The sequence below is a fragment of the Sphaerisporangium perillae genome (assembly GCF_023276435.1).
GTDB classification, from domain to species: domain Bacteria; phylum Actinomycetota; class Actinomycetes; order Streptosporangiales; family Streptosporangiaceae; genus Sphaerisporangium; species Sphaerisporangium perillae.
This window is the reverse complement of the sequence record NZ_JALLPO010000015.1, coordinates 164,008-188,182: the sequence shown is the minus strand read 5'-3', so window position 1 is coordinate 188,182 and position 24,175 is coordinate 164,008. Positions and strand designations below refer to the sequence as shown.

The following is a 24,175-nucleotide window of genomic DNA, read 5'->3' as shown; positions in this document are numbered from 1 at the left end:
TGGGTGGGGGGAGTGGGCTGGGCGTGGCCGGGGGCTGGCGGTGGAAATGGGTCTTTATTGGGAGGGGCGGGGCTACTACGATCCGGGCACGCCCGTTACTAGGAGCCGCGCTGGTGAGTACCGTCCCCCCCGTCACGCCGCCGCATGATCTCCCCGTCGCGCTCGCCGAGCCCGTCAGGCGGGTGGGCCCGCGCTGGATCGGTTTCATCTCGCTGGCGAACCTCGGCCTGTGGATGGCCTACTTCGGCCCGCTGCAGGTGCTGCTGCCGCAGCAGATCGCGGCGGCCGACCCGGCGGGCAAGGAGGCCGCCCTCGCCTGGGTGACCGGCGTCGGCGCCGCCGTGGCCATGATCTTGAACCCGGTGGCGGGAGCCCTGTCCGACCGTACGGTGGGCCGGTTCGGCAGGCGTCACCCGTGGACGCTGCTGGGAGCGATCGCGGGAGGTCTCGGCCTGGTGTTCCTGGGCTTCCAGGGATCCGTCGTCGGCGTCATGATCGGCTGGTGCCTCGCGCAGGCGGGGCTCAACACCATGCAGGCCGCGCTGACGGCCGGGGTCCCCGACCACGTCCCGGTGGGCCAGCGCGGTGAGGTGTCGGGGTGGATCGGCATCCCGCAGACGCTCGGGGTGGTGCTGGCGGTCGTGCTGGTGACGATGGTCGTCACGACCACCGCGTCCGGCTACCTGCTGATCGGCGCCCTCGTGCCGCTGTGCGTGCTCCCGTTCGTGCTCACCACGCCGGACGCCCCGCTGCCCGTGGCGCACCGGCCGGCCTTCGACGCGCGCTCGTTCCTGCGCGGGTTCTGGATCAGCCCGCGCGCCCATCCCGACTTCGCCTGGGCCTGGCTGACCCGGTTCCTCATGCAGCTCGGCAACGCGATCGTCCTGCTCTACCTGCTGTACTTCCTCACCGACGAGGTCGGCTACGAGCGGCTGTTCCCCGGGAGCAAGGTGGAGGACGGCCTGCTGGTGCTGATCCTGATCTACACGGCCGTGGTGGTGCTGACCGCGGTGGTCGGCGGCGTGGTCTCCGACCGGCTGGGCCGGCGCAAGACCCTCGTGACGGTGTCGGGCGTCATCAGCGCGGTCCCCGCGGTGATGATGGCCTGCTGGCCCCATTGGACGGTGGTCATGGCCGCCGCCGTGATCATGGGCGTGGGCTTCGGCATCTACCTGTCGGTGGACAACGCCCTGGTCACCCAGGTGCTGCCCGCCGCCGCCGGCCGGGCGAAGGACCTCGGCGTGATCAACATCGCCAACTCCGGCCCGCAGGTGCTCGCCCCGGTGATCGCGGGCCCGATCGTCGCCGGGCTGGGCGGCTACCCTGTGCTCTACCTCACCGCCGCCGCGCTGACCCTGCTCGGCGCGGCACTGGTGTGGAAGATCCGTTCCGTTCCCTGACGGGAGCGGACGGAGGCGAGGTCACAGGGCCGAGGGGTAGGTCTCCGGGACCTCCTCGCCGGCCTCCCACCTGGCGGTGCGCTCCAGAGGTTCGACGGCCCGCGTCTCGTCGATGTGGATCACCGCGTCGAACTGCTCGGACACGCGTGACCGGAAGTAGTGGCTCCGCCGCTCGGTGTGCGGCCGGTAGATGACGCCGATCGCCCGCTCCAGCCGCGCCCCGCGCAGTGCCTCGCCTCCGCGCGGCGCGGCGTCGAAACGCAGCATGAACTCCTTGCTGCCGGCCTGGTGGTGCAGCTCCTCGACCGAGTCGGGCAGCGCCCGCCGCACCCTCTTGCGCTCCGCGGGACCGCCCCAGTCGTCGGCCGCCGTCACGGTGCCGTTGTAGGTGGTGAAGCCGATGAGGCGGCAGTCGCCCGGGTGGCGCTCGCGCACGAGCTGGCCGATGGTGATCTCGCCGCGCGCGCCGACCTCGGTCGCCCGGGCGTCGCCGACGTGGGAGTTGTGCGCCCACACCACGATCTTCGCCGGCCGGCCCTGCCGGTGGCCGAGGTGGTCGGCCAGGGCGTCCAGGGTGTGCGCCATGTGCCGGTCGCGCAGGTTCCAGGAGGAGATCCGGCCGCCGAACATCGTGCGGTAGTACTCCTCGGCGGCCCGGATCACCCGGGCGTTCTGCTCGGCGTAGAAGACCTCGTCCTCGGCGAGCAGCCCGTCGCGGCGGGCGTACTCCACCGCGTTGCGCCGCAGGTCGACGAGCTGTTCGACGACCTCCCGCTCGCAGCTCTCGCCGGCTCCGAAGGCGGGGGCGAAGCCGTACGCCTGGCCGTCCTCGCCGGCGCGGTGGTCGAAGCACGAGTAGCGCTCGCGGGCCCGGGCCGCCGCGCCGGGGTCGACCCGTTCGAGGTAGGCGATCACCTCCCGGATCGACGCGTGCAGGCTGTAAAGGTCGAGCCCGTAGAAGCCGGCCTTCGCGCGCTCGTCGCCCGCGCCCTCGTCGTTGTAGAGGCGCAGCCATCCGAGGAAGTCCAGCACCGCGGAGTTCCGCCACATCCAGGTGGGGAAGCGCCGGAAGCCGCGCAGCGCCTCCTCGGCGCTCTCGTCGCCGCCGCGGCCGCGCACGTACCGGTTGACCCGGTAGGCGTCGGGCCAGTCGCCCTCCACCGCCACGGCGGAGAACCCCCTGCTCTCGATGAGCCGCCGGGTCATGTGCGCGCGGGCCTCGTAGAACTCGTGCGTCCCGTGCGAGGCCTCGCCGATCAGGACGAACCGCGCGTCGCCCACCAGGTCGAACAGGACGTCGTCGGTGGGCACGCCGTCCTGCGTCGGGATCGCCTCGGAACGGATGATCGCGACGTCGGCCGGGACCTCCTCGCCCACCGGGGGCCGCTTCCGGGCCGCGGCGCGCAGCAGGTCGCGCACCTCCTCGTCGGTGACCTGGGTGAAGTCCCAGTACGCGTCCCCGATGGCGAGGAAGGGCGACGGGGTGGTGGCGCAGACGACGTGGTCCACCATGGACTCCAGCTCGCGGCAGGTGGACGCGGACGCGGCCGGCACGGCGACGATGATCTCGGCGGGCAGATGCGGCCAGATGGCCTCGATCGCGGCGCGCATGCTCGAGCCGGTAGCCAGGCCGTCGTCGACGAGCACGACGATCGTGCTGGTGAGGCGGGGCGGCGGGCGCCCCTCCCGGTAGGCCTCCTCGCGGCGCAGCAGCTCACGACCCTCCCGCTGGACGACCTCCTGGACGGCCTCGGCGGGGATCTCCATGGCGCGTACGACGTCCTCGTCGAGTACGACCATCCCGTCGGCCGCGATGGCCCCCATCGCCAGTTCCTCGTGTCCGGGAACGCCGAGCTTGCGGACGGGGAAGACGTCGAGCGGGGCGTCGAGGGCGAGGGCGACCTCGTAGGCGACCGGCACGCCGCCCCTCGGCAGGGCCAGGACCAGAAGCCCCGGCCGGCCGCGGTGCCGTCGCAGGAGACCTCCGAGGATCCGGCCGGCTTCGCGCCTGTCCTGGAAGACCCGGTCCGACATGGTCGTCGCCTCCTCCGAATCGTCCTCGGATGGCCCCGCCATTCCCTACCCGGCCGCTAAATCGCCCAAACGGCGCTATACCGCCCGTAAATCCACCCCTGCTGATTGTTGGCGGAGCGGGCGGCCGGTGTAGGCCTGCGGGATGCCGTGGTCGGCGCTGAACGCCTTGGCACGCGTCCCGTCGACGTCGACGGCGGCCACGACATCGGTGCGATGGCGTTCGGCGGCCAGTGCGGGCATATGACTGATGCCCGCGATGCCTCCGGCTCCGACGATGGCGACTCGCGCTCGTCTGGGCACCCGGACCCTCCGAAACTTTTCAGAACGTTTACGAGAGTTTTCGTGCCCTGAAACTAGGACGACTTGGCGCCCACGTCAAGATCCTGCGCCTCCGGGAGAACGGGCGGCGAAAGTTTCGCGTCGGCGGAAATGGGCTACCGCGGGCGCGGCGCGGCCGTGCTGTCCCTGATCAGCAGATCGGTGGCCAGCTCGACCCGGCGGGTCTCCAGAGAATCGCCCCGCGAGATCTCCAGCGCCATGCGCGTGGCCAGCGCGGCCATCTCTTCCAGGGGCTGGCGCACCGTGGTCAGCGGCGGCCACGCCGAACGCGCCAGCGGCAGATCGTCGAAGCCGACCACGCTGAGGTCGTCCGGGACGCGCAGCCCGGCCCGCCGCACGGCCTCGAACACCCCGAAGGCCTGCATGTCGCTGCCCGCGAAGATGGCGGTGGGCGGATCGGGCAGCTCCAGGAACGCCTTGCCGTGGACGTGGCCGGAGTCCACGAGGAAGTCGCCGTAGCGGATCAGCTCGGGGTCCACGGCCACCCCGGCGGTCTCCAGGGCGGCGCGGTAGCCGTCGATGCGCGCCCGGCTGCACAGCATCTCCGGCGGCCCGCCGATCATCCCGATGCGGCGGTGCCCGAGCTCGAGCAGGTGGCGGGTGGCCGCGAGGCCGCCGTGCCAGTTGGTCGCCCCCACCGAGGCGACGTCGGGCGCGGGCTCGCCCTCGGGGTCGACGATGACGAACGGGATGGAACGGGCCAGGAGCTGGCCGTGCTGCCGGCGGGTCAGCCGCGAGGCGACCAGGACCACGCCGTCCGTGCGGCGGGCGGCGATGCGGTCGAGCCAGTCGCGGCCGGGGCCGGAGTGGGTGTGCAGCACCGAGACCACCACGGCGGCCTCCGCCTCGCGGGCGGCCGTCTCGGCACCGCGGATGATCTCCATGGCCCACGGGCTCTCGATCTCGGCGAAGACCAGGTCGATCAGCCCGACAGGGCCGTCCCCCTGGCCCGTGCGCCGCCGGTATCCGTGTTCATGGAGCAGGCGCTCGACCCGGCGGCGCGTCTCGGGCGCGACCTCGGGGCGCCCGTTCACGACCTTGGACACCGTCGGGACCGAGACTCCGGCCTCCTCGGCGATCAGAGCGATGGTGACCCGCCTCTTCGCTGACATGCGACGGAGTGTATCCGAAAGCTTTCGGAATTTCCTCGCCGGGCGCACTGTTCCTGCCGTCCTTGGGCACGTCATGCTGTCCTGGTCATCGCGAACCCGTCCCCGCTTGGCTATTGACGTGTTACACGGGGTTTACGTACTCTCCGGGTCACGAAATATTCGGGGGTGCCAAAGAAACTTTCAGAAGTTCTCGGCGCGGAGTCCGTAGCTCTCGCAGCGGGTGCGTAAGTGAGGAAGGGAACCACGGAGATGTCGTTGAGTCGGCGAAGTGTGGTGTTAATGGCGGCGGCCGCGCTGCTCGTCGGAGGCTGCGGTGGCCAGACGAACACGGGAAACGCGACGGGCGGGTCGACCTCCGCAGGCAAGGTCACCGTCGAGTGGTGGAACATCTCTACCACCGAGCCGTTGAAGTCGTTTTGGGTGCAGAAGGTCAAGGAGTACCAGGCCGCGCACCCGAACGTCACCATCAAGAACGTACCCATCGAGAACGAAGCCTTCAAGGCCAAACTCGCCACGGTCACCCAGTCGGGCAAGACTCCGGACATCTACTCCACATGGGGTGGCGGCGTCCTGAAGCAGCAGATCGACGCCGGGCTGGTCAAGGACCTCTCCTCCGACGCCGCGACCTGGATCGCCGACTTCACGCCCGCCTCATTGCAGGCCTACCAGTTCGACCAGAAGACCTACGCCATTCCGAGTGACATCGGCATGGTCGGCTTCTGGTACAACAAGGCGCTGTTCACCAAGGCCGGCATCACCGCGCCGCCCGCCACCTGGACCGAGTTCCTCGACGCGGTCAAGAAGCTCAAGGCCGCCGGCGTCACCCCGATCGCGCTCGCGGGCAAGGAGAAGTGGCCCGGCCACTACTACTGGGCCTACCTGGCCATGCGCATCGCCGGCCTGGACGCCCTCAGGCAGGCCGCCATCGACGACGACTTCACCAAGCCCGACTTCATCGCGGCCGGCGTGCGCCTGAAGGAGCTCGTCGACCTCCAGCCGTTCCAGAAGGGCTTCCTCGGGGCCGGCTACGGAACGCCCGACGGGCAGGCCGCGACCATGGGCAACGGCAAGGCCGCCATGGAGCTGATGGGCCAGTGGGCTCCGACCGTCGAGAAGGATGCCGGCAAGGGCATCGGCGACAAGCTCGGCTTCTTCGGCTTCCCCGCGGTCGACGGCGGCAAGGGTTCCGCGATGGACGCCTTCGGCGGCGGCGGCGGGTACGCGGTCGGCGTCAACGCCCCGCCCGCGGCCGTGGACTTCCTGAAGTTCATCTCCAGCAAGGAGATCCACCGCCAGGCGGTGGAGACCGGCGCCGTCCTGCCCGTGCTCAAGGGCGAGGAGGAGGCGGTCAAGGACCCGAACCTCTCCGTCGTCGCCAAGGCGCTCGCCGGAGCGTCCGGGTTCCAGCTCTACCTCGACCAGGCCTACCCGCCCGCGGTCGGCCAGGAGGTCAACGACAGCGTCGCCGCGCTCATGGCGGGTTCCAAGACCCCCGAGCAGGTCGCGCAGGCCATCACCCAGACGGCCAAGTCCGAGTAGCGAAGGCGCGGACATCGAAGTGGGAACCACGCACGCCGAGAGCAGTGGCGGGCCGCGACGCGGCCCGGCCCCCCGGGCATCCCATCTCGCGGGCGCGGCGGCGGGGGTTCCCCCCCCCCCCCCGCGGCCCCCAACCCCCCCCGGGCCCCCGCCCCCCGGGGATCCCTAGCGGGGGGGCGGGGGGCGGTGTCCCCGGCCGCCGCGCCCGCGGCACCACACCCCGCCGTGCCCGCGGCACCACACCCCGCCGCGCCCGCGGCACCTCACGCTGCCGCGTGCGCGGCATCTCACCCATCACCAGGCGGCGCCGTGCCGCCTTTCCGCAGGGCTGCGCCCGGGGCTCCACGCTGAGGGAAGACGATGACACGACCCGCGCTGACCGATCGGCCGAAGACCACCGCGGGTATGCCCCGCCGAGCCGGCCCTCCGGCCGTATCCTCCGCCCGTCGTCGCCGGTTCAGGGGTCTGGCGACGATAACCCTGTTCCTGTTGCCGGCGTTCGTCCTGTTCGGGTTGCTGGTCCTGGCGCCGATCGCCGTGGCCGTGTACACGAGCTTCTTCAAGTGGAACGGCCTCGGCGGCCTGCCGGAGAACTGGATCGGGCTCGACAACTTCACCCGGATGTTCGCCGACGAGGTCTTCATCGGCGACCTCCAGCGCGGCGCGGTCCTGATCATCCTGTCGATCACGATCCAGCTCCCGCTGTCCCTGGCGATCGCCATGCTGCTCAACCAGAAGATGCGCGGCCGGGCGTTCTACCGGCTGCTGTTCTTCGCCCCGTACGTCCTGTCCGAAGTGATCACCGGTGTGCTGTTCACCATGATCCTGTCGCCGGACGAGGGGCTGGCGAACCAGATCCTCGGCGCCATCGGCCTGGAGTGGCTGCAGTCGAGCTGGCTGGCCGAACCCTCCACCGTCATGATGTCGCTGTTCCTGGTCATGACCTGGAAGTACTTCGGCTTCCACATGATCCTCTACTTGGCCGGGCGCCAGGGCATCCCCAAGGAGCTCGGCGAGGCCGCGGCCATCGACGGCGCCTCCAGCTGGGAGCAGTTCCGCTACGTCACCCTGCCGCTGCTCGGGCCCACGATCCGGATCAGCGTCTTCCTGTCCATCATCTACTCGATCCAGCTGTTCGACCTGGTGTGGGTGCTGACCGGCGGAGGGCCCGTCCACTCCTCCGAGACCATGGCCGTCACCATGTTCCAGTTCGGCTTCAAGCGGACCCAGATCGGCTACGCCAGCGCCATCAGCGTCGTGATGTTCCTCATCAGCCTCGTCTTCGCGCTCGGCTACCAGCGGTTCGTCATGCGCCGCGACACCCAAGGAGCCATCACCACCATGGGAGACCAGCGATGACCGCGCACGCCAAGGCCCACGGACGCTCCCGCTTCACCTGGCTCCGCACCATCTCGTTGCACTCGGTCGTGCTGGTGCTCGGCGCGTTCATCGTCATCCCGCTCCTGTTCGCCCTGGTCGGCGGGTTCAAGAGCACGAGCCAGCTCTCCACCAACCCCTTCGGCCTGCCCTCGCCGTGGGTCCCGGAGAACTACACCGAGGTGCTGTTCTCCAGCTCGTTCTGGCGCCAGCTGGTCAACAGCCTCTTCGTCGCGCTGGCCACGACGGTCATCCTCGTCAGCCTGGCAGCCATGGCGGCGTACGTGTTCGCCCGGTTCGCGTTCAGGGGCAGGGAGTTCCTGTACACGCTGTTCGCGATGGGGCTGATGTTCCCCTTCGCCGTGGCGATCCTGCCGCTGTTCGTCCTGCTGCGGACCCTCGGGCTCCTGGACAACCCCTTCGGCGTGATCCTGCCGCAGGCGGCCTTCGGGCTGCCGCTGACGATCATCATCCTGCGGGCCTTCTTCCGCACCATCCCCCGCGAGGTGGAGGAGGCCGCGACGATCGACGGCTGCAGCGCCTTCGGCTTCTTCTGGCGCATCCTGCTGCCGATGGCACGGCCGGCCCTGGCCACCGTGTCGGTCCTCGCGATCGTCGCCAGCTGGAACAACTTCTTCCTGCCGCTGGTCATCTTCAACGACCCCAACTGGTGGACCCTGCCGCTGGGCGTCCAGCAGTTCTACGGCCAGTACTCCTCCGACACCGCCCGGATCCTCGCCTACGTCGTTCTCGCGATGGTGCCGGCCCTCGCGTTCTACGCCGTCGCGGAGCGCCAGCTCATCGGCGGCCTGACCGCGGGAGCGACAAAGGGCTGACCCGCGTCCCACGGTATTCCGAGCTTTCACGGCCTGTACGGCTCTGACCAAGGAGTAGCTGATGACCCTGCGCGTGTCCGGATCCCGCCTCGTCGCGGCCGACGGTACCCCGGTACGGCTGCGCGGAGTGGGCCTCGGGGGCTGGATGAACATGGAGAACTTCATCACCGGCTACCCGGCCAACGAGTCGACCATGCGTGCGGCCGTAGGCGACGTGCTGGGGGAGGAACGGCAGGAGCTGTTCTTCGACCGGCTGCTGACCTCCTTCTTCGGCCCCGAGGACGCCGCCCTGCTCGCGAGCATGGGCGTCAACTGCGTGCGCATCCCGGTGAACTACCGGCACTTCGAGTCCGACGACCGGCCCCTTGAGGTCATCGAGGACGGCTTCCGGCACCTCGACCGGGTGATCGCCCTGCTCGGCGAGCAGCGCATCTACAGCGTGATCGACCTGCACGCGCTCCCCGGCGCGCAGAACCAGCACTGGCACTCCGACAACCCCACCCACGTGGCGTCGTTCTGGCGGCACCGGCACTTCCAGGACCGCGCCGTCCACCTGTGGGAGGTGATCGCCGACCGCTACAAGGACGACCCGTGGGTGGCGGGGTACAACCCGATCAACGAGCCGGGCGACGTCGGCGGGCGGGTGATCGGCCCCTTCTACGACCGCCTCGTCAAGGCGCTGCGGGCGGTGGACCCGGCCCACGTGCTCTTCCTCGACGGCAACACCTACTCCACGGACTTCTCGATCTTCCGTGAGGTGTACGAGAACACGGTGTTCGTGTGCCACGACTACGCGCTCGCCGGGTTCGCCCACGGCGGCCCGTACCCGGGGTACACGCTCGGCGAATGGGTCGACCGCGGCCACCTGGAGCGGGCCTTCGAGAAGCGCACCACCTTCCAGCGCGAGACCGGCACGCCCCTGTGGGTCGGCGAGTTCGGCCCCGTCTACACCGGCGACCCCGCCGTCGACGAGCAGCGCTACCAGATCCTCGCCGACCAGCTGGAGATCTACGACGGGTACGAGGCCGGCTGGTCGCTGTGGACGTATAAGGACGTGGGGCTCCAGGGAGTGGTGCACGCCGACCCTGACGGGTCCTACCTGCGCCGGTTCGGCGACTTCGTGGCCAAGAAGAAGCGGCTCGGCGCGGACCGCTGGGGCTCGACCATGCAGGAGTCCGGCGACGTGCTGGCGCCGCTGCACCGGCTCGTCGAGGAGGAGTTCCCCCAGTGGGAGCCCTACCCGTGGGGCGCCCGCTACCAGACCGACGACCTCATCCGGCACATCCTCATCGCGCAGGCGCTCGTGCCCGAGTACGCCTCGCTGCTCGCCGGCCTCGACGACGGCGAGCTGATCGCCCTCGCCGACTCCTTCGCCCTCGCCAACTGCGTCCGCCGCACCCCCTTGATCAACCAACTCACCGCCAACCTGACCTAGCCCCGCGACCCTTCCCCCAACCACCACCTTTCCTGCCACCGCCTTTCCTGCCACCGCCTTTCCTGCCACCGCCTTTCCTGCCACCGCCTTTCCTGCCACCGCCTTTCCTGCCACCGCCTTTCCTGCCACCGCCTTTCCTGCCACCGCCTTTCCTGCCACCGCCTTTCCTGCCACCGCCTTTCCTGCCACCGCCTTCCCTGCCACCGCCTTCCCCGCCACGGCCTCTCTGCCACTGCCTTACCGTCACCGCCTTCCCGTCCCCCCTTCCTGCCACCGCCTTACCGCCCCCTTCCTGCCACCGCCTCCCTGCCACCCCCTCACCGCCACCGCCTTACCGTCACCGCCTTACCGTCACCCCCTTCCCGCCACCGTCCTGTTCGTGGTCGGCGCCGGTACGGCGGGTGGTGGTACGGCGAAGCCGGCGCCGTCGTACGGCGGGGAACCGGCGATGTCCATCGACCCCCGAACTGGCTCTATCTACCTGACCTATGAGGAGACCAGCATGCGGTTACCCCGTTCCTGGGTGACGGCTGTTCTTTTATGCCTTCCGCTGTCCGCTCTGCCGTCACCGGCGGCGGCGAATGCCGGACGAGCAGCACAGGAATCAGCACAAGCCGTACAAATCGCGAAATATGACTTCGAAGACGGCACCACTCAGGGATGGGCGCCGCGAGGTTCCGGGGTCTCGGTCAGGGTGGCCCCGGACGTCGCCCACTCGGGCAGCGGTTCCCTGCTGACCACCGGCAGGACCGATACCTGGCACGGCGCCGCCGTCAGCCCCCCGCTGGAGAAGGGCGTGACGTACGCGATCACCGCGCAGGCGCGCCTCGCCGCCCGGACGCCGTCCAGCACCGTCGCTCTCACCGTCCAGCGCACCCCGGAGGGTGGCACGACCACCTACGAGCGGGTCGGCGCCGGCACGGTCACCGACGCGGCCTGGGTCGAGATCTCCGGGACCTACTCCTACACGGCCGACTCGCCCGAACTGCTGCTCTACGCCGAGAGCTCGGACGCCACCAGCGCGTTCTACCTGGACGACATCACGATCACTTCGGACAGCGACCCCGGCCGGTCCGGCGTGACCAGCGACTTCGAGAGCGGCACGGCGCAGGGATGGTCGCCGCGCGCCTCCGCATCGCTCGCCGTCAGCGCCGAGCAGGCCCACGGCGGCACGTCCAGCCTGCTGGCGACCGGCAGGAGCGCGTCCTGGGACGGGCCGGCGCTCAAGATCCTCGGCAAGATGACCAAGGGATCCAAGTACGCGCTGTCGGTCTGGGTGCGGCTCGGCCCCGGCACGACCGCCGGCGACCTCGGCCTGTCCATCGAGCGCCGGCTGAACGGGACGGCGAGCTACGACCGGGTGGCCGCGCCCACCGCGATCACCGCCGACGGGTGGACGCAGCTGAAAGGTTCGTACACGCTCGCCTACGACGTGGACCTCCTCAGCGTCTACGTGGAGTCCCCGAGCGGGACCTTCCCGTTCTACATCGACGACTTCACACTGGCCTACGTGCCCGCCAAGCCCGTCCAGACCGACATCCCGCCGGTGAAGGACACGCTGCCCTTCCAGGTGGGCGCCGCCATCGCGTGGGCCCAGACGCTCGGCGAGCACGGCGAGCTGCTGACCAGGCACTTCGACAGCGTCACCCCCGGCAACGCGCTGAAGTGGGACGCCACCGAACCGCGGGAGGGCGAGTTCACCTTCGACGAGGGCGACCACCTCGTGGACTACGCGGCCGAGCACGGCCTGAAGTTCCGCGGCCACACCCTCGCCTGGCACAGCCAGACCCCCGGCTGGGTGTTCAAGGACGGTGACCGGGACCTGACCGCCACCCCCGAGGACAAGGCGCTGCTGCTCAAGCGGCTGGAGAACCACATCAGGGCCGTGATGGGCCGCTACAAGGGCAAGATCCAGACCTGGGACGTGGTCAACGAGGTCGTCGACGAGAACCAGCCGGACGGCATGCGCCGCAGCCCCTGGTTCCAGGTCACCGGGTACGACTTCATCCGCACGGCCTTCCGCGTCGCCCACGAGGTCGACCCGGCCGCCGCGCTCGTGCTCAACGACTACAACACCGAGTTCCCGCGCAAGCGCCAGGCGATGTACGACCTGGTCAAGAAGCTCAAGGCCGAGAAGGTGCCGATCGACGCGGTCGGCCACCAGCTCCACGTGAACATCGAGCAGGTCCCCGCCTCGGAGATCGAGAAGACCATCCGGCTGTTCGCCGGGCTCGGCGTGGACCAGCAGGTCACCGAGCTGGACGTGAGCGTCTACACCGACTTCGTCTCCTCCTACACCACCGTGCCGGCCGAGGTGCCGGCCCAGCAGGGGTACCGCTACAAGGAGATCTTCGACGTCTTCCGCCGCCAGGCCTCCCACCTGTCCTCGGTCACCGTATGGGGCCTCGCCGACGACGCCACCTGGCTGTCCTCCTTCCCGATCACCCGGCTGAACCCGCCGCTGCTGTTCGACGACGAGTTGCAGGCCAAGCCGGCGTACTGGGGCGTCGTCGACCCGTCCAAGCTGCCGCCCCTGACCCGTCGCCTGGACGCGCCGCGCGCCACCGTGAAGGTCGACGCCGAGCGCGAGCGGCAGTGGGACCTGCTGCCCGACACGCCGATCGCCCGCGTCGGCGACCTCGCGGCCGCGTTCCAGGCCCGCTGGTCGCCCGCGGGCCTCGCCGTGCTGGCGGAGATCGACGACCCGACGTGCGACAGGGCCGACACCGTGACGGTGCGTGTCGGCGGCGACGGCCACGTGATGAAACGCGACGGCCGCGCGGGGTGGTACCGCACCCAGGCCGGCAAGGGCGGCTACCGCGCAGAGGCGCTCGTGCCCGCGACGGCCGCGCTCGGCGGGAAGGTCCCGTTCGAGCTGGTCGCGCACGACGCCAAGGGCGGCGGTGACATCGCCTGGAAGGGCGAGCTGGCCCTCACCCCGGCGGTCGGGCTGGCCACGGCGGCTAAGGGAACGCCCGTCGTCGACGGGGTCGCCGACGCCGTCTGGGCCAAGGCCCCCGAGATCGGCACCGCCACCTGGATCCAGGGCACCACCGGCGCCACCGCCAAGGTGCGCGCACTGTGGGACGCCGGACACCTGTACGTGCTGGCGCGCGTCACCGACTCCCAGCTCAGCGAGGAGTCGCAGAACGCCTGGGAGCAGGACTCCGTCGAGATCTTCGTCGATCCCGGGAACGGCAAGACCAAGGGGTACGACGATGACGACGGGCAGTACCGTGTCTCCTTCACCGGCATGCAGACCGTCGGCGGCACCTTCGACGCCTCCGGCGTCAGGGACAACCTGGTGAGCGCGGCCAAGGCCGTGCCGGGAGGCTACCTCGTCGAGGCGTCGATCGCGCTGCCGACCATCTCACCCGCCAAGGGGGACCTGCTCGGCTTCGACGTCCAGGTCAACGACGCGACCGGCGCCGCCCGCACGGGCGCCGTCACCTGGAACGACTCCACGGGTCTGTCCTACCTGAGCACGGCGGGCTGGGGAGTGCTCGAACTGGGCAAGTAGCCCGGACGTAAGAAGAAAGGCCGTATGCGGTGCGTTTCAGCAATCCGATCCTGCCGGGGTTCCATCCCGACCCGTCGATCTGCCGGGTGGACGACGACTACTACCTGGTCACGTCGAGCTTCGAGTGGTTCCCCGGTGTGCCGATCTTCCACAGCCGGGATCTGGTGCACTGGCGGCAGATCGGGTACGTGCTCGACCGGGCGTCCCAGCTGCCCCTGGACGGCGTGCGGCCGAGCGGCGGCGTCTACGCGCCCACGCTGAGGCACCACGACGGCGTCTTCTACATGATCACGACGCTGGTCGACGGGCTGATGGAGTCGGGCAACTTCATCGTCACCGCCACCGACCCCGCCGGGCCGTGGAGCGACCCGTACTGGCTGACCGAGACCGACGGCTTCGACCCGTCGCTGTTCTTCGACGACGACGGCCGGGCATGGGTGCACGGCACCCGCCCGGCCCGGCCCCCGCGGTACGAGGGCCACACCGAGATCTGGGTCCGCGAGCTGGACCTCGACGGCATGAAGCTCGTCGGCGAAGAGCACGTGATCTGGGACGGCGCGGTCAAGGGCGCCGTCTGGGCCGAGGGCCCGCACATTTACAAGATCGACGGGTTCTACTACCTGCTGGTCTCGGAGGGCGGCACCGAGCACGACCACGCCGTCAGCGTCGCCCGCGCCGAGAGCGTCACCGGCCCCTACACCGGCAGCTCGCGCAACCCGATCCTCACCCACCGCAACCTCGGCCACGACCACCCCATCGTCGGCACCGGCCACGCCGACCTGGTCCAGACTCCGGGCGGCGAGTGGTGGATGGTGCTGCTGGCCATCCGGCCCTACGGCGGCTACCACTACAACCTCGGCCGGGAGACCTTCCTGACCCGGGTGCGCTGGGAGGACGCCTGGCCGGTGGTAGGCCCGGTCGAGCTCACCGCCGAGGCGCCCGGCCTCCCCCTTCACCGGTGGCCGGTCCCGCCGGCCTGCGACAACTTCGACACCCTGCGGCTCGGCCCCCAGTGGAACCACCTGCGCACGCCGCGCGAGCCGTACTGGACCCTCAACGAGCGGCCCGGGCACCTGCGGCTCCGCGGCCGCCCCGAGTCGATCACCGAGCGGACGAACCCGAGCCTCATCGCCCGCCGCCAGCAGCACGCGCACTTCGCCGTGCACGCTGCCATGGAGTTCGTCCCCGAGAACGACGAGCGCGCCGGCCTCGCCCTCGTCCAGAACGACGACTTCCACATCCTGCTCGTCATGACCGTCGACGGCCTGGTGGTGGTCAGGAGAGAGGACGGCGCCGACCACACCCTCGCCCAGGCCGACGTGCCGCCGGGCCGGCTCTGGCTCGGCGTCGAGGCCCACGGGCAGGAGTACCAGATGCTCTACGCCACCCGGCCGGGGGAGTGGCGCCCCCTCGGCGACCCGGTCGACGGCCGCGTCCTCAGCACCACCCTCGCCGGCGGCTTCATCGGCGCCTACATAGGCATGTACCTCTCCGGCGAAGGCCATCCCACCGGCAACATCGCCGACTTCGCCTGGTTCGAATACCTCCCCCTGCCAGAGACCTGAGTCCGACCCCCCCGAATCCCGGGTATCACGAGGTCCTGAACCGGCAGGCCCCATCGAAGCTTCGGCGAGCAGGGACGGCGATTCTCTGCTCACCAAAGTGGTCTCGCCCGGCGTCACCGGCTACTGGGCTCCGGAGAGGCCACTGTGATCGCATGGTGTAGTCGAGAGGTCACGGAATTCGGTCAAACGCCTGCGAGTAGAGCCGTCGTACAGTGATGATATGGCCGTGCTGACCGTGCAAATCGATGCGAAGACCGAGAAGGCCCTCGCGGAGCTGACCGCTGATGGCAGGTCCGCCACCGATGTGGTCCGTGAAGCGCTCCTTATCGCCAACCGCCTCCGCCGCATGGAAGTGGCCCGGATGGAAGCGCAGGAGCTTGCCAACGACCCGGAGGACCTGGAGGAACTCCGTGCCGTACGCCACGACCTGGGTGAAGACTGTGCGCGGTGATGTCTACAGATTGCGCATGGCGCACGAAGCCGTCGGTCACGAGCAGAGAGGCGAGCGGTTCGCCGTGCTTCTGCAGTCCGACGCACTTGCCTCGCTCTCCACACTGATCATTGCTCCGACATCGACCAGCGCGCGCCCGATGACGTTCCGGCCCGAGATCGAGTTGAACGGAAAGACCACTCGGGTCCTTGTCGATCAGCTAAAGGCCGTGGACACGAGCAGGCTGGGCGACTTCGCAGGCAGGTTGGATCCCGCAGAGAACGAGGAGATCGACGAAGCCCTTCACGTCATGCTCGGCCTCCTCATCTGAACATGATCACAGCCTCGGTCGCCGGTCCTGGGCGTCGGCATACCTGGCAGGCACCGCGCTATCTCGGAGCCAAAGAGATTGCTCGCTATTTCTCGCCATTGCTCGGCCCGGCGGCGGGTACCTCGGGAAAGAAGCGCTCCGCCAGCTCATCCAGGACACGCGTCTGCTCGATGTTGAGCTGTTCCAGTGTGGTCGTTGTCACCGGAAAGGAACGCCTCCCAGCGCTCTCGTTCGGCGGGCACGTTGTAACGGTCGCGCAGTTCGAGCCGGAACGCGGTGTGCTGGAAGCGCGTCAACAGGGAGAGGAACTCCTCACCCGTCACGAGCTGGGTCACCGCTGCTCCTGAGCGAGTGCGAGGACGTCCGCGGGGACCTGGCGTGGAACCGTCTATCCCGGCGGTTGGTAACGGGTTCCTCGCTGCAGAGGGAGCTTCGGGGCCTCGGCCTGCAGGGCTGAGCGTGATCGGCTTCGCGGGGAGATCGCTTAGGTGATGGAGTCGAGTAGCTTGATCTCGATGGCCAGGACGCCCAGAGCTTCCTTCTCGGGGCCGTAGATGCGGCGGATATTGGCCAGTTGCTGCTCGCGAGGGCTGTCGGGGTTGACCCGGGCGGGGCCCTCGGCATCCAGCATCTCCTCGAAAGAGGGATAGCGAGCAACGCGCATGACTCGGGTGAGGGCCTCATCGCGGCCGCACACGAACCGGATATGGTCACCGGCCTTCAAGGTGCGCAGGTTCGGGTACTGCACTCGGACCTCGATGGTCTTGCGGCCGGTGGCCACCAAGTCGAAGTAGCGCCGGTACAGGTTCATCTCGCGGGCGCGCACGCCTGTGACGGGTCCGGGTCGTGCGGTCATGATGCGATCCAGCTCCTGAGCGGTGTAGCTGCGGTAGAAATGCTTGGGATCGGCGAGCATCTTGCCGACCAGCCAGACCAGGGCATCGACGTAGGAGTCGGTGTCGCCGGGCCATTCGGTGACATCCAGCATCCACGGGTGTGTGCCGGGTGGCGGTGGGACCTTGCCATCGCGGATCAGTGACTTGGACAGTTTCGCGCCGGTGTCGGTCAGCACCATCGGAGTGAAGATCCGCGGTGGCGGGGGTGGGCCGGGCAGCTGAGCGAAGGCCTCGTCGACGAGCTGGCAGCCGTACGCCCAGTCGCCGCCCTTGACCATGACCGACAAGGTGACGTGGTCGCGGGCGGCCAGGCGTTCTTTGATCAGGTTCCGGTACAGGGTGGCGAGGTCCAGGTAGGTGCCGGTGTCGGTGCTGACGGCGATTTCATAGTCGCCATGGTCGGTGCAGACGGCGGAGAAGTCGGCGCCGCCGGACCCGGTGCGCAGCAGCCGAGTCCGCTCGGCCCGCTTTTCCGCCCAGCCGCACTGCGGGCAGGGCAGGCGTAGGTGTACCTGGCCGTGGGAGGGTGCCAGCGGCCAGCGAACCTGGTCCAGGCGGCCGAGTGTGGCCAGGAACTCGTGTCGGAAGGCCGGATCGGCCTGCTGGGCAGAGTAGGTCTCTATCTCGTAGTCGACACCGGTTGCGTCCGCCAGGGAGTCGAACGTACCCCGGTAGTACTTTCCGATCAGGTCGTCGATCGCTTCTGAGCAGAGGGCGTGGAAGTAGGTCTGCTGGTAGGCGTGGTGGGTCTCGGGGTCCAGGCGGATGTCGTAAGGGGCGTTGTCCAGTGCCCCGAACCGGACGACCGCGTCAACGTTGAACGTGCGTTTGGTGGCCTTGGCCAACAGAAACGCTGCCGTCTGCACCAAGGAGGTGCCCATGTGGGGGGCGCCGTTGATCTGGGTGCCGACGCAGAAGGCGACTCGGTCGACACTGGTGGCCTGCAGGCGGGGGCGCACCATGTCGACACTTCGCAGCATCGCGTTGGCCAGCACGTTGTTGGGGCTGATGATCTCCACAGCGTCGTTATGGCCGTTCATCGAACTGAGGGCCTTTCGCTCAGGTGGCGGGGACAGGGAGCTGGGCGAGGATGAAGTCGACGCGGCGGCCGCTCTCGTCGGCCGGAACGAAGATCGGCCGATAGCCGGCGTCGTAGTAGCCCTGGATGATCAACTCGTGTACGCGGCGAATCTCGCGTTCCTTGGCCCACACCAGGTCGTCTTCGGAGTCGAAGTCATCGAGCGGGTCGAGGATGAACACCGCGTCGTAGCGGTATACGCGCGAGGCCTCTTCCAACTCCGGGTAGGGGCCGAGGCCGAAGAAGGCGTCCCAGCCGTAGCCGTCGGGGATGCCACGGTTGTAGAACCGCAGCCCGAACTTGTGGTCGCAGAACTCGGCGACGAAGGCCTCCAGCACGTCGCGGGAGTAGTCCCGCCGGTCGCCGACCTGTAGGTGGCGGCCGAGGCGGTCACGGTGCTTGCGGTAGATCTCCCGGGCCGGCTCGCCTTCGGTGCATGGGATGCCCCGGGCGTGCAGTTCCGCGATCACCGCCTCCTTGCCGGCGGAGGGGCCACCGGTGATCACATACCGGCGGGGTGGCGTGGAAGGGGTGAGCAGTTGATCAAGGCTCATCGCGATGCGCTCGCTTTCTGTCGGGGCCGCTGTCACGACCGGTCAGCGCCTGGAGCCAAGCGGCGGCGAGTTCCGCACCGCCCTCGGCCGCGTTCAGCCGGGCGTTGAAGTGGGCCACGCCCTGTTCGCGGTCCGCGCACGCGGCCAGCAGAAGCTCCTGGGCGGGGCTGAGTCCGGGAGTCCACCCGGCTAAGGCGGCGATCTGGTCGGGGCCGAGATCACCGGCCGCGTGCAGCAGCACCGCCCCGTAGGCGTTCCGGTAGAGTCCGGCGGCCTGTAGCACCAAGGCCTGGCGCCACAGCGCTGCCTGGGAGGCCGCCGCGAGGACGTCGTCCGCAGCGGCCATGCTGACCAAGCGGGCCACGGTGAGCAACTCGGCACGCAGCAGGTAGACAGCCCCCCACAGGCGAGCGACCGCGTGCTGATGCTCGGCGGCCTCCCAGGCGAACACGTCGGTCGGCAGCACCAGTGGCGCGCGGGCCGCCGGCAACTGCGGTGGTTCGGCGCGGCGGGCGGTGAAGGCGTCGCTGTCGCGGCGTAGTTGCCAGGCCAGCAACTCGGTGAGCTTGGGCTCGATTCGCTTGCGGAAGTGGTGGACCTCGTAGCCGGCCGCCCGTGCGGCCGCCGCCCGCCGCGCCGTCAGCGTCGCGCCCGATGTCGCCGCCTCGGCACCGAACAACAGGCGCACTGAGGCCGCCAGCTCGGCATTCTCCAGCCGGTCGAGCTGTTCGCGCAGCAGAGCATCCAGCGCGCGGGCCCGGCTGGCTGGGTCGTCTGGACGCAGGCAACGCCCTCGGACGCCGTGCAGCGCCAGCAGATGCGGTCCGCACTGCGACAACCGTACGGGCAGCCCTGACCGTACTAAGGTCCGGATCTCCTCCGCGAGGACGTCGGCCGTCGCGGTTCCCGAAGAGGTCATGACCCCAGTGTCTCAGCGACACCCAGAGAATGCCCACATGGACGCCCAGAAAATGCCCAGACCGATGTCCTGGCGCGCTGTAGCGGGGTCGGGATCGGTGGCGGTGGGTGCCGCCGTCACGCAGGGGCCCCTGGCGTAAGGGCGGGGGAGAGTTCGGCCCAGGTGGTGGTTCTGCGGTGGCCGATGGCGAAGCCCCAGCAGGTGGCGACCTCGTCGACCAGGCGCAGGCCCCTGCCTCGAAGGTCCACCTCGCCGAGGTCTCCGCTCCACTCCGGGAACACCTCCGTGCCGGCGGGGCGCATGCAGGGGATGCCGTCGTCCGCGCCGTCGTCGTGCACCTCGATGCGTACGCGGGCGCCCGCGTGCAGGAGGTACAGCGTGACGGTGCCGCCCGGAAGCGACGACCGTGAGTGCTGGACGCTGTTGGAGACCAGCTCGGACACCACCAGCAGAGCCGTGTCCAGGAGCGGATCGGCGTTGAGAAGCTTGCGCGCGAACGCGCGTGCCACGCCCACCTGTTCGACCCGGCCGGCGAGCGTGACGTACCCGGCGACGGTCCGCGCGCCCGGCGCCGCGGCGTTCGCGCGATCCTCGTCGTGGCCGGTGGCACCGCCCACGACGATCACGCCCGGCGGATCCGCTCCCGGGCCGGGGGCAGCGGCACCGTTCCGTACCGGCTCGACCCTCTCGCCGCCGGCCGCCTCCGGGACACGCTGCGCGGGTACCCCGTCCCACAGCGGGACGCCGATCCGCGACACTTCCCGCTCCAGGACGTGAAGCACCCGCGCCCCACCCCCCAGCAACTCCAACCGCCCCGCCTCGCGCCCCACCATCGACCTCCGCAGGCTCCTGCGGCCTGCGCTCCCATGCGCACGACCCTGTCGCGTGGCCGATCGCCGAGACCCTAAGTGACGGGGCCTCACCGAAAGTCACATGGTGAATTTGCACCTGCATCTTCTGAACATGCAACCGATTCGGCAAAAAATCTTTACAGTCGGTAGTGTTTCAACTGCGAAGAGGTAGGAGGAAGTCCTGTATGGCGAGGTTCTCCCCAACTGTCCGCCACCGCCGTCTGCTCCAGGAACTCCGGCGGCTGCGTCTCAGCTCAGGGCTCAAGCAGGAGCAAGTGGCCGAGCATCTCGGATGGTCACCGTCCCGGATGACCAAGGTCGAGGGTGGAACCCTCCGAATCTCCGTCAGCGACGTGCGCGCGATGCTCCTGCTTTATGGGGTGGGCCAGGGCGTGGAGCATGATGCGCTCGTCCAGTTGGCCCGGCAGTCTCGCGAGAAGGGCTGGTGGCACGCGTATAACGACGTCATTCCCCAATGGTTCCAGGTCTACGTGGGGCTGGAGGCGGAGGCACTGTCGCTGCGCAACTACGAATCGGAGTTGATGCACGGACTTCTGCAGACCGAGGACTATGCACGAGCCGTTTACCAGGCGGCGCGCGTCACCGACAGCTCCGAAGAGATCGGGCGGCATGTAGCGCTTCGTATGGCGCGACAGGAGATCATCACGAAAAGCGAGGATCCTCTGCGGTTCTGGACCATCCTCAACGAGGCGACCATACGCCGGGTCGTTGGAGGGGCGGCGGTGATGCGGGAACAGCTTCGCCGGCTCGCTGACCTCGCCGACCTGCCGAACGTGACATTGCAGGTTCTTCCCTATGGGGTCGGGGCACATGCTGCCATGCTCGGTCCATTCGCCATCCTCTCTTTCACCGATCACGGTGGAGACGACGTCACCTATCTGGAGCACGCCACAGGAAGCCTCTATCTGGAAAGACCAGATGAAGTGCGAAGTTATACGCTTATGTTCGATCACCTGCGCGCGTCAGCACTTGATCCAAGAGATTCGTTGACCCTGATAAGGCAGGCGGCCGAGGACATTCTGTAGGCCGCGGTGGAAGGGGTGATGTCGGTGTCCAGTCCAGACCTATCGCAGGTTAAGTGGTACAAGAGCAGCTACAGCGGCGGAAACGGCGGGAGTTGCGTCGAAGTCGCCGGGCTCGCCGATGGGCGAGTCGCCGTACGAGACAGCAAAAACATCGGCCCTGTCGTGATTCTCAGGGGTGCCTGCTGGTCGTCCTTCCTCAATGGCGTGAAGCAGGAGCGGTTCGGCGGGGAAGGTGGCGTAGGCAGCTGAGATCGGGCGGTAGAGGTCGGCGCAGGTACTGACGCGCCCGTCTCCTCAATTGGAGCGCCACCTGTCCAGTGCGGCGGACGTCCTCCGCGGCAAGATGGACGCCTCGGGGTTCAAGGAGTGCATCTTGCCGCGGCGACCGCTTTCCACGCTGATCATCGCGCCGACATCCACCGATCGCGCAGGTCAGGGACCCTCTGTATCCAAGCTGTGCGCGGGCTTCAGTGGCCGGTGATGGAGGTTCGGATTCGGTGTGCCATTCCGCGCGCCATCAGCTTGAGCAGGTCGCTCTTGCGGGGCTCGTTGTAGATGATGAAGTCGTCGAACCTGTGGACTCCTGGTTCGCCGGCGACAGATGCGGCCGCGTCGCGGATCGCCGTCAGCTGGGCGGTGGTCATCTCGGGCGCGCGCTCGTCGGGCTGGTAGGCGGCGCCGAGCGGGTACTCGCGGCCGGGCCGGCGCGTCATCTCGACGTGGCAGCCGAGCACGTGGGTCACGGGCCGGGCCGCGGCGAAGTCGACCAGGCGATCCAGCGTCGCGAGGTAGGCGGGGAAGTCGAAGGCGTACAGCCGGCCGGGCAGGACGGTGTCGCCGGTGAGCAGGATCCCGGTCCACGGGTCGTAGACGGTGATCGCCGCTTCGTGGTGACCCGGAGAGCCCAGGATCTCCAGCACCCTGCCGCCCAGGTCGAAGGTGACGGTCTGAGCGGGCCAGCGGTCACCGAATCCGAAGAAGGATCGCACGGCGTCCGCCTCCCGGGGCACCACGGTCGTCCCGGGGCGGTCTGAGAACTGGGGGTCGGCGGCCACGTGGTCGTTGTGCCCGTGCGTGTGTGCGATGACCAGTTCATATCCTTCGCGCGGGTGCTCGTCGAGCCACGCGGCGATGAGCCGGTCGACGGTCGCGCGCAGCGGGAACAGGCGGGGATCGGCGGTCGCGCCGGTGTCGAGCAGCAGGGCACGGTCGTTGCCGAACAGCAGGTAGAGGAACGGGGCTTCGTAGTTGACCGACTTGCTCTGGCGCAGGACGACGGTGTGCTCGTCGTAGCGGTGGACCTGGATCTCAGGATCTTGGGCGTGCCGTTTGGAGGGCGCGCCGTGGATCCACCTGACGTCCAGGGAGCCCGTGGTGGGGGCCGCGCTCACGAAATCGATCAGGCCGTCAGTCATCGGATTCATTCTCGTTGTCCCCCGAGTCGAGGTCTGGTGTCGGCGTCGCCGCCATGAAGTACCGGACATGGCGCTGTCCGGGTCGGAGCTGCTGGCCGCCGGCCTCGGTCCTGGCGAGGTAAGGCTCGAGGAGCGCCTTCCACTTGTCCCTGATTTCGGCGACATCGTCGGCGGACACGACGGCTATCGCGGTCACGATGCCCGCCTTGTGGCGCCATGCGGAGCTCTCGTCGTCCTGGCGCTCCGCGTAGTCGAGGATCGCTTGTGCCTCCCGCTCGACCACGACCCGTTCGAGTTGCCTTCTGACCACCGCGTCGCTGCCCGCGATGCGCAGTGTCGGCCGCGGATCGGGTACCCGCCACTGCCGCTCGCGCCGGTCGCGTCCCGGCCCGGCGTCCTCCACGAACCCGTACTTGGCGAGCTGGCGGAGGTGGAAGGAGCAGTTCGCCTGGGGGATCCCGAGGATGCGCCCGCAGCGGGCGGCCGTCGCCGGGCTGATCGCGGCCAGCAGCTCCAGCAGGTCGAGGCGGAGCGGATGAGCCAGAGCCCTGATCACCTTCGGGTCGCTGATCTCCATATCCCAAAGCATACTTTGGCATTGGAAAATGTCAAAGTATGCTTTGGCTTTCTGTGCTCCGGCCGTACCGGTCGCAGGTTCCCCGTGGGGTCATCGCTCATGGGACGATTGACCGCTAGTCGGCCCCGGTCATGTCGGCCTTGGATTCGGAACGGGAAGACCGTGAGAAACGATCTCTGTGTGAAGTGCGGTTCGGCCTATGTCATGGCCGGCGTGGAGGTGCGCGACCGCGGGTCGAACGGTGCGGTTCCGTTGCGCGTCCACATCGACGAGCCAGAACCGCCGGACCACGGCTTCATCTGGAAGCGGGGGTCCTCGTCGGGGACGGTACGCGCCTGGATCTGCGCGGCCTGCGGCTACACGGAGCTCTACACCGACAACCTCGCCGCCCTGTACGACAGCTACCGCAAATCCCACCCCTGACAAGCCGCCGGGTGGCCGTCCCGCGGATGGCTTGGAAGCCGAGAAGGCGCTCGCGGAGTTCCGCGCCGCCGCGATCGATCACGTCATCGCGGTGGACGAGGGAACGGCCGAGACCGCGGCCCAGATCAGAGCCGAGGACCTGACCGTTCGCATGCCGGACGCGCTCATCGTCGCGACCGCGCGGGAGGCCGGAGCCGATGTGCTGCTCACTGCCGATCCAAAGTTCCCGGCCATTGCCTCGGACCTGGTCGAGTTGGTCTGCCCGAACTGACCTCGTTGTTGGAACCGTGGGGCTCCTACTGCTGCTTGGCGGCCTTGGCGAGGAGGTCGCGGATCGCGTGGACGATGGCGTCGGGCTGCTCCACGTGCAGGTATTGGTGGGAGGCGCCCTCTAGTTCCCGGTGTTCTCCCTGGGGGACGGACGCCGCCATGGCGACGTGCATGGCGTGGATGCCGGCGTGTGCCGCGCGCATTTGCTCTTCGGACATGAACTGCGCC

The 24,175-nt window shown here is 69.0% G+C and carries 24 protein-coding genes; 13 read left to right on the top strand and 11 right to left on the bottom strand.

All coding sequences use genetic code 11. The features are described from left to right. Window positions 1-113 precede the first annotated feature (113 nt). Complete coding sequence (locus MYF83_RS17005) at window positions 114-1,400, top strand: MFS transporter (RefSeq protein ID WP_248961370.1); 1,287 nt, start codon at window positions 114-116, stop codon at window positions 1,398-1,400. Between the two features lie 21 nt (window positions 1,401-1,421). Here the strand turns inward: MYF83_RS17005 and MYF83_RS17000 are convergent, their stop codons facing one another. The 3 genes from MYF83_RS17000 to MYF83_RS16990 all read right to left on the bottom strand — a co-directional run bounded on the left by MYF83_RS17000 (window position 1,422) and on the right by MYF83_RS16990 (window position 4,885). Next, window positions 1,422-3,434: an erythromycin esterase family protein gene (locus MYF83_RS17000; protein WP_248961369.1), complete on the bottom strand. Its 2,013-nt coding sequence runs from the start codon at window positions 3,432-3,434 to the stop codon at window positions 1,422-1,424. Window positions 3,435-3,509: 75 nt separating this feature from the next. After that, window positions 3,510-3,734: a Gfo/Idh/MocA family oxidoreductase gene (locus tag MYF83_RS16995; protein ID WP_248961368.1), complete on the bottom strand. Its 225-nt coding sequence runs from the start codon at window positions 3,732-3,734 to the stop codon at window positions 3,510-3,512. Between the two features lie 134 nt (window positions 3,735-3,868). Beyond that, window positions 3,869-4,885: a LacI family DNA-binding transcriptional regulator gene (locus MYF83_RS16990; protein ID WP_248961367.1), complete on the bottom strand. Its 1,017-nt coding sequence runs from the start codon at window positions 4,883-4,885 to the stop codon at window positions 3,869-3,871. Window positions 4,886-5,140: 255 nt separating this feature from the next. Here MYF83_RS16990 and MYF83_RS16985 point away from each other — a divergent pair, with 255 nt between their 5' ends. From MYF83_RS16985 to MYF83_RS16945, 8 genes are all read left to right on the top strand, one after another. Further along, window positions 5,141-6,424, top strand: a complete 1,284-nt coding sequence (locus MYF83_RS16985) for an extracellular solute-binding protein (protein WP_372500175.1) — start codon at window positions 5,141-5,143, stop codon at window positions 6,422-6,424. 489 nt (window positions 6,425-6,913) lie between these two features. Then, window positions 6,914-7,783 (top strand): carbohydrate ABC transporter permease, encoded by an 870-nt coding sequence (locus MYF83_RS16980; protein WP_248961365.1) that lies wholly within the window; start codon window positions 6,914-6,916, stop codon window positions 7,781-7,783. Further along, a complete protein-coding gene (locus MYF83_RS16975) occupies window positions 7,780-8,637 on the top strand; it encodes a carbohydrate ABC transporter permease (protein WP_248961364.1) in 858 nt (285 codons plus the stop codon). The genes MYF83_RS16980 and MYF83_RS16975 overlap by 4 nt, the downstream gene beginning before the upstream one ends. Before the next feature lie 61 nt (window positions 8,638-8,698). Continuing rightward, on the top strand, window positions 8,699-10,072 hold the full coding sequence (locus MYF83_RS16970) for a glycoside hydrolase family 5 protein (RefSeq protein ID WP_248961363.1): 1,374 nt from the start codon (window positions 8,699-8,701) through the stop codon (window positions 10,070-10,072). A gap of 448 nt (window positions 10,073-10,520) precedes the next feature. After that, the gene (locus MYF83_RS16960; RefSeq protein WP_308201464.1) at window positions 10,521-13,592 is read left to right on the top strand and encodes an endo-1,4-beta-xylanase; all 3,072 of its coding nucleotides are present in this window, start codon (window positions 10,521-10,523) and stop codon (window positions 13,590-13,592) included. Between the two features lie 29 nt (window positions 13,593-13,621). Then, on the top strand, window positions 13,622-15,157 hold the full coding sequence (locus tag MYF83_RS43790) for a glycoside hydrolase family 43 protein (protein ID WP_248961362.1): 1,536 nt from the start codon (window positions 13,622-13,624) through the stop codon (window positions 15,155-15,157). Between the two features lie 220 nt (window positions 15,158-15,377). After that, on the top strand, window positions 15,378-15,608 hold the full coding sequence (locus tag MYF83_RS16950; protein ID WP_248961361.1) for a hypothetical protein: 231 nt from the start codon (window positions 15,378-15,380) through the stop codon (window positions 15,606-15,608). A gap of 16 nt (window positions 15,609-15,624) precedes the next feature. Continuing rightward, complete coding sequence (locus tag MYF83_RS16945; RefSeq protein WP_248961360.1) at window positions 15,625-15,918, top strand: type II toxin-antitoxin system PemK/MazF family toxin; 294 nt, start codon at window positions 15,625-15,627, stop codon at window positions 15,916-15,918. A gap of 146 nt (window positions 15,919-16,064) precedes the next feature. On the opposite strand, the gene MYF83_RS16940 is transcribed toward MYF83_RS16945, so the two are convergent. From MYF83_RS16940 to MYF83_RS16920, 5 genes are all read right to left on the bottom strand, one after another. Further along, a complete protein-coding gene (locus MYF83_RS16940) occupies window positions 16,065-16,253 on the bottom strand; it encodes a DUF6879 family protein (protein WP_248961359.1) in 189 nt (62 codons plus the stop codon). Window positions 16,254-16,402: 149 nt separating this feature from the next. Continuing rightward, window positions 16,403-17,854: an ASCH domain-containing protein gene (locus MYF83_RS16935; protein WP_248961358.1), complete on the bottom strand. Its 1,452-nt coding sequence runs from the start codon at window positions 17,852-17,854 to the stop codon at window positions 16,403-16,405. 19 nt (window positions 17,855-17,873) lie between these two features. Then, the gene (locus tag MYF83_RS16930; RefSeq protein WP_248961357.1) at window positions 17,874-18,446 is read right to left on the bottom strand and encodes an AAA family ATPase; all 573 of its coding nucleotides are present in this window, start codon (window positions 18,444-18,446) and stop codon (window positions 17,874-17,876) included. Continuing rightward, complete coding sequence (locus MYF83_RS16925) at window positions 18,436-19,365, bottom strand: hypothetical protein (RefSeq protein ID WP_248961356.1); 930 nt, start codon at window positions 19,363-19,365, stop codon at window positions 18,436-18,438. The genes MYF83_RS16930 and MYF83_RS16925 overlap by 11 nt, the downstream gene beginning before the upstream one ends. A gap of 116 nt (window positions 19,366-19,481) precedes the next feature. Further along, entirely contained in the window at window positions 19,482-20,198 is a 717-nt protein-coding gene (locus MYF83_RS16920) for an ATP-binding protein (RefSeq protein ID WP_248961355.1), read from the bottom strand. Window positions 20,199-20,401: 203 nt separating this feature from the next. On the opposite strand from MYF83_RS16920, the gene MYF83_RS16915 reads away from it, so the two are divergent. Further along, entirely contained in the window at window positions 20,402-21,262 is an 861-nt protein-coding gene (locus tag MYF83_RS16915) for a helix-turn-helix domain-containing protein (protein ID WP_279339626.1), read from the top strand. An 18-nt stretch (window positions 21,263-21,280) separates the two neighbouring features. Continuing rightward, on the top strand, window positions 21,281-21,511 hold the full coding sequence (locus MYF83_RS16910; protein WP_248961353.1) for a DUF397 domain-containing protein: 231 nt from the start codon (window positions 21,281-21,283) through the stop codon (window positions 21,509-21,511). Window positions 21,512-21,729: 218 nt separating this feature from the next. Here MYF83_RS16910 and MYF83_RS16905 read toward each other — a convergent pair whose 3' ends face one another. Together MYF83_RS16905 and MYF83_RS16900 are read right to left on the bottom strand one after the other, a co-directional pair. Beyond that, window positions 21,730-22,677, bottom strand: a complete 948-nt coding sequence (locus MYF83_RS16905; protein WP_248961352.1) for an MBL fold metallo-hydrolase — start codon at window positions 22,675-22,677, stop codon at window positions 21,730-21,732. Beyond that, on the bottom strand, window positions 22,670-23,254 hold the full coding sequence (locus MYF83_RS16900; protein ID WP_248961351.1) for a winged helix-turn-helix domain-containing protein: 585 nt from the start codon (window positions 23,252-23,254) through the stop codon (window positions 22,670-22,672). Before MYF83_RS16900 ends, MYF83_RS16905 begins: the two co-directional genes overlap by 8 nt. Window positions 23,255-23,434: 180 nt before the next feature. On the opposite strand from MYF83_RS16900, the gene MYF83_RS16895 reads away from it, so the two are divergent. Both MYF83_RS16895 and MYF83_RS16890 read left to right on the top strand, forming a co-directional pair. After that, window positions 23,435-23,677: a hypothetical protein gene (locus MYF83_RS16895; protein ID WP_248961350.1), complete on the top strand. Its 243-nt coding sequence runs from the start codon at window positions 23,435-23,437 to the stop codon at window positions 23,675-23,677. Between the two features lie 31 nt (window positions 23,678-23,708). Beyond that, window positions 23,709-23,948, top strand: coding sequence for a PIN domain-containing protein (locus tag MYF83_RS16890; protein WP_248961349.1), 240 nt, complete (start codon window positions 23,709-23,711; stop codon window positions 23,946-23,948). Between the two features lie 25 nt (window positions 23,949-23,973). Here the strand turns inward: MYF83_RS16890 and MYF83_RS16885 are convergent, their stop codons facing one another. Next, complete coding sequence (locus MYF83_RS16885; protein ID WP_248961348.1) at window positions 23,974-24,165, bottom strand: alpha/beta fold hydrolase; 192 nt, start codon at window positions 24,163-24,165, stop codon at window positions 23,974-23,976. Between the last annotated feature and the right edge of the window lie 10 nt (window positions 24,166-24,175).

Coding starts and splice junctions, on each gene's coding strand:
- MYF83_RS16970 (WP_248961363.1), top strand. CDS start 8,699: ATGACCCTGCGCGTGTCCGGATCCCGCCTCGTCGCGGCCGACGGTACC.
- MYF83_RS16930 (WP_248961357.1), bottom strand. CDS start 18,446: ATGAGCCTTGATCAACTGCTCACCCCTTCCACGCCACCCCGCCGGTAT.
- MYF83_RS16945 (WP_248961360.1), top strand. CDS start 15,625: ATGGCGCACGAAGCCGTCGGTCACGAGCAGAGAGGCGAGCGGTTCGCC.
- MYF83_RS16915 (WP_279339626.1), top strand. CDS start 20,402: ATGGCGAGGTTCTCCCCAACTGTCCGCCACCGCCGTCTGCTCCAGGAA.
- MYF83_RS16885 (WP_248961348.1), bottom strand. CDS start 24,165: ATGTCCGAAGAGCAAATGCGCGCGGCACACGCCGGCATCCACGCCATG.
- MYF83_RS16925 (WP_248961356.1), bottom strand. CDS start 19,365: ATGACCTCTTCGGGAACCGCGACGGCCGACGTCCTCGCGGAGGAGATC.
- MYF83_RS17000 (WP_248961369.1), bottom strand. CDS start 3,434: ATGTCGGACCGGGTCTTCCAGGACAGGCGCGAAGCCGGCCGGATCCTC.
- MYF83_RS16910 (WP_248961353.1), top strand. CDS start 21,281: ATGTCGGTGTCCAGTCCAGACCTATCGCAGGTTAAGTGGTACAAGAGC.
- MYF83_RS16935 (WP_248961358.1), bottom strand. CDS start 17,854: ATGAACGGCCATAACGACGCTGTGGAGATCATCAGCCCCAACAACGTG.
- MYF83_RS16950 (WP_248961361.1), top strand. CDS start 15,378: ATGGCCGTGCTGACCGTGCAAATCGATGCGAAGACCGAGAAGGCCCTC.
- MYF83_RS16905 (WP_248961352.1), bottom strand. CDS start 22,677: ATGACTGACGGCCTGATCGATTTCGTGAGCGCGGCCCCCACCACGGGC.
- MYF83_RS16975 (WP_248961364.1), top strand. CDS start 7,780: ATGACCGCGCACGCCAAGGCCCACGGACGCTCCCGCTTCACCTGGCTC.
- MYF83_RS16900 (WP_248961351.1), bottom strand. CDS start 23,254: ATGGAGATCAGCGACCCGAAGGTGATCAGGGCTCTGGCTCATCCGCTC.
- MYF83_RS16960 (WP_308201464.1), top strand. CDS start 10,521: ATGTCCATCGACCCCCGAACTGGCTCTATCTACCTGACCTATGAGGAG.
- MYF83_RS16990 (WP_248961367.1), bottom strand. CDS start 4,885: ATGTCAGCGAAGAGGCGGGTCACCATCGCTCTGATCGCCGAGGAGGCC.
- MYF83_RS16920 (WP_248961355.1), bottom strand. CDS start 20,198: ATGGTGGGGCGCGAGGCGGGGCGGTTGGAGTTGCTGGGGGGTGGGGCG.